The organism is Streptomyces sp. MnatMP-M17, assembly GCF_900091995.1.
In the GTDB taxonomy this organism is placed as follows: Bacteria; Actinomycetota; Actinomycetes; order Streptomycetales; family Streptomycetaceae; genus Streptomyces.
Window position 1 is genome coordinate 1 of sequence record NZ_FMDK01001081.1, and the last position, 3,036, is coordinate 3,036.

Consider the following 3,036-nt stretch of genomic DNA (forward strand, 5'->3'; position numbering starts at 1 on the left):
GGCCGCCGAGGCCAGCCGCCACGGTGGCGGCCACGGTGGCGGTGGCTGGTGGGGCGATGTGGCGCCCGTACCGCCGCTGGACGGCTCGCTGAAGACCTCCGCGGCCGACCTTGTGCAGTTCGGCAAGGACTTCGGCAACCTGGTGTCGGACATCACCCCGTGGGCCGTGCTGGTGCCGGGCTCGGTCAATGACATCGTCAAGATGGTCAACTACGCCCGGGCCAACAAACTGAAGATCGCCGCGAACGGGCGCAGCGGCACCGGTGACGATCTGGAGTCGCACTCCAACTACGGCCAGGCGGCGGTCCCGGGCGGTATCTCGATCGACTCCCGCGGTCTGGGCAAGGTCGTCAGCGTCGGTACGAACAGCGCCGTGGTCGAGGCGGGTGTCACCTGGGCCCAGCTCACCGACGCGGCGGCGGCCAAGGGCAAGATGCCGCCGGCCATGCCCGACTACATGCACCTGTCGATCGGCGGCACGATCAGCGTCGGCGGCATCGGCGGCACGGTCGGCAAGTACGGCCTGGCGGTCGACACCATCGAGTCGATCGACATCGTCACGGGTGCCGGGCAGCTGCTCACCGCCTCCCCCAGCGTCCGCCCCGACCTGTTCAACGCCGCGCTGGCCGGCGGCGGCCAGGTGGGCATCATCGTCCGCCTCACGGTGAAGATCGTCCCCGCCAAGGAGCGGATCGTCGTCTTCAACCTCATCTACAACGATGTGGCGACCTACCTCGCCGACGCGGAGAAGGTCCTGGCGGAGGGCAAGTTCGAGGTCCAGGCCGGTGAACTCGCGCGCAAGCCCGACGACTCTGGCTGGCGTTACCGGATGGAGCTGGGTGCCACCTACACCGGCACCGCCCCGGCCCGGGACCCGCTGATCGCCGGGCTGCGGGACGTCCGTTCCGAGGCCACCGTCGACGACATGTCGTTCCGTGACTACATCTTCCGCTTCGACGCGTATGTCGAGGATTACAAGGCGTTCGGCTACTGGGAGCAGCCGAAGCCCTGGCTGAGCCTGTTCCTGCCGGCCGCCAAGGTCAAGCAGTTCCTCCAGATCGCCGAGGCCGACCTGACCGCGAACGACCTGGGCGTCGGCTTCGTGCTGACGTACCCGTACCGTACGTCGAAGCTCAAGCGTCCGATGGCGGTCCAGCCGAACGACTCCATCGGCTACCTCTTCGACCTGCTGCGCTTCCCGCACCCGGGTGAGCCGGACATCGCGGGGATGCTGGAGCAGAACCGGCGGCTGTACGACAAGGCCGTCGCGCTGGGCGCCAAGCGCTATCTGGTCGGTGCCATCCCGCGGATGACCACCACGGACTGGAAGAAGCACTTCGGCAGCCGCTACTCCGACCTCCTGAACGCGAAGCGCCGTTACGACCCGGCCGGCATCCTCACGCCCGGTCAGGGCTTCTTCGGCTGATCCGGTGTGCCGGACCGGCCACTCGGGCCGGACCGGCACAGCGGACACGGAAGCGGGGCCCGTCGCGGGCCCCGCTCCTTCGATCCCATCCGCCGTCCCACACAGGGAGACTGGCATGAACGGCTACGACATCATCGACGAGGCGGTGGTCGACGCCCCCGCGGACGTCGTCTGGGACGCGCTCGTCGCCGAGTTCCGCGGTGCCGCCCGCTGGTGGGTCCCGGCCAACACCTTCGAGACGGTCTCCGGCGCGCCCGACGAGGTGGGCGGCCTGGTCGCCGTGACCGTCCACACGAAGGGCGTCGGCAACGGGGGCCCCAAGCTCCGCTTCACCGCCCGTACCGAGTCCGTCGTCCCGGGCCGCAGGATGACCGTCGAGTATGTCGACGGAGACTTCCGCGGTCCGGCCGACTTCATTCTGGAGCCGCTGGACGACGGGCGCCGCACCCGTATCGCCATGCACTTCCGCGGGCGTCCGCACGGCGGCAAGCTGAAGCTGATGTCCAAGGTCGCCGACATCGGCGCCGAGCACTCGAAGGCGGCGCTGGCGGCCTTTGTGGCGCTGGGCAAGCAGCTCAGCGCGGTACCGGCCGGAGGAGCGCGATGAGCACCGTCACGCCGGCGGCCGACGCGGGCGCCCGTACCGACGAGACCACCGTACGCACCGACGACGGCGCCACGCTCGCGGTGAGCGTCCTCGCGCCGCTGAAGGCCGGTGCCGGCAGCGGTACGACGGTCGTCCTCGCGCACGGCTGGGCCGCGGGCCGCCGGGTCTGGGGCACCGTCACGGACCGGCTGATCCGGGCCGGGTACCGGGTGGTGCTGTACGACCAGCGCGGCCACGGCGCGTCGAGCCTGGGCAAGGAGCCCATCGCCGTCCGGCGGTTCGGCGCGGACCTGGCCGCGGTGCTGGGCGAGACCGGCTCGCGGGACGCGGTGCTGGTCGGGCACTCGGGCGGCGGTTTCGCCGCCATGTCGTACGCCACGGCCGATCCGGCCGCCGCGCGCCGGCTGCGCGGACTGGTGCTGCTGGGCACGGCCGCGCACGACCAGGAGACGCCCGACAGCGAGGTGCGCATGATGGGCAGCGCGCTCTTCTCCCGCGCGCTGCGCCGCCCCGCGCTCGGCCGGCGGCTGCTGGCCCAGACCATGGGCAAGGGCGTCGACCCGTTCCTGCTGGAGGTCAACCGGCAGATGTTCGCGGCGACCGCGCCGCAGGTACGCGCCGACTGCTTCGCCTCCTCGCGCGGGATGGATCTGCGCGCGGGACTGGCGGCGGTGGAGGTACCGGCCGTGGTGCTCGCGGGCGAGAACGACCGGGTCGTCAAGCCGGAGCTGGGCAACGCGGTGGCCAAGGCGCTGCCGGACGCGCGCTTCGAGCAGCTTCCCGGCGCGGGTCATATGCTCCCGCTGGAGCGGCCGGACGAGATCGTACGGGCCGTCGGCGGCCTCGTCGCCCGTCCGCGCGCCTGACCTGGGGCCTCTCGTTTGGATCTTGCTGGGCTCGCGTGCCCCGGCACCGCGCCTCGCCGCGTTGTCGTCGGTCGCCCACGCTCCGCGTGGGCTCCCTCCTCCGCCTTGCGATCCACGGCACCAACGCGACATCAGCC

Annotated in this window: 3 protein-coding genes; all 3 read left to right on the forward strand. The window is 71.5% G+C overall.

Going from position 1 to position 3,036, the window contains the following annotated elements; all coding sequences use genetic code 11:
• Positions 1-1,426 (forward strand): FAD-binding protein (locus GA0115259_RS36175; protein ID WP_107469388.1); only part of this gene is annotated, 1,426 nt, incomplete at its 5' end.
• 115 nt (positions 1,427-1,541) lie between these two features.
• Positions 1,542-2,033 (forward strand): SRPBCC family protein, encoded by a 492-nt coding sequence (locus GA0115259_RS36180; protein ID WP_202450668.1) that lies wholly within the window; start codon positions 1,542-1,544, stop codon positions 2,031-2,033.
• Positions 2,030-2,899 carry an alpha/beta fold hydrolase gene (locus GA0115259_RS36185; protein ID WP_093604683.1) on the forward strand — a complete coding sequence of 290 codons (870 nt, stop codon included), beginning with the start codon at positions 2,030-2,032 and terminating at the stop codon, positions 2,897-2,899. The genes GA0115259_RS36180 and GA0115259_RS36185 overlap by 4 nt, the downstream gene beginning before the upstream one ends.
• Positions 2,900-3,036 lie beyond the last annotated feature (137 nt).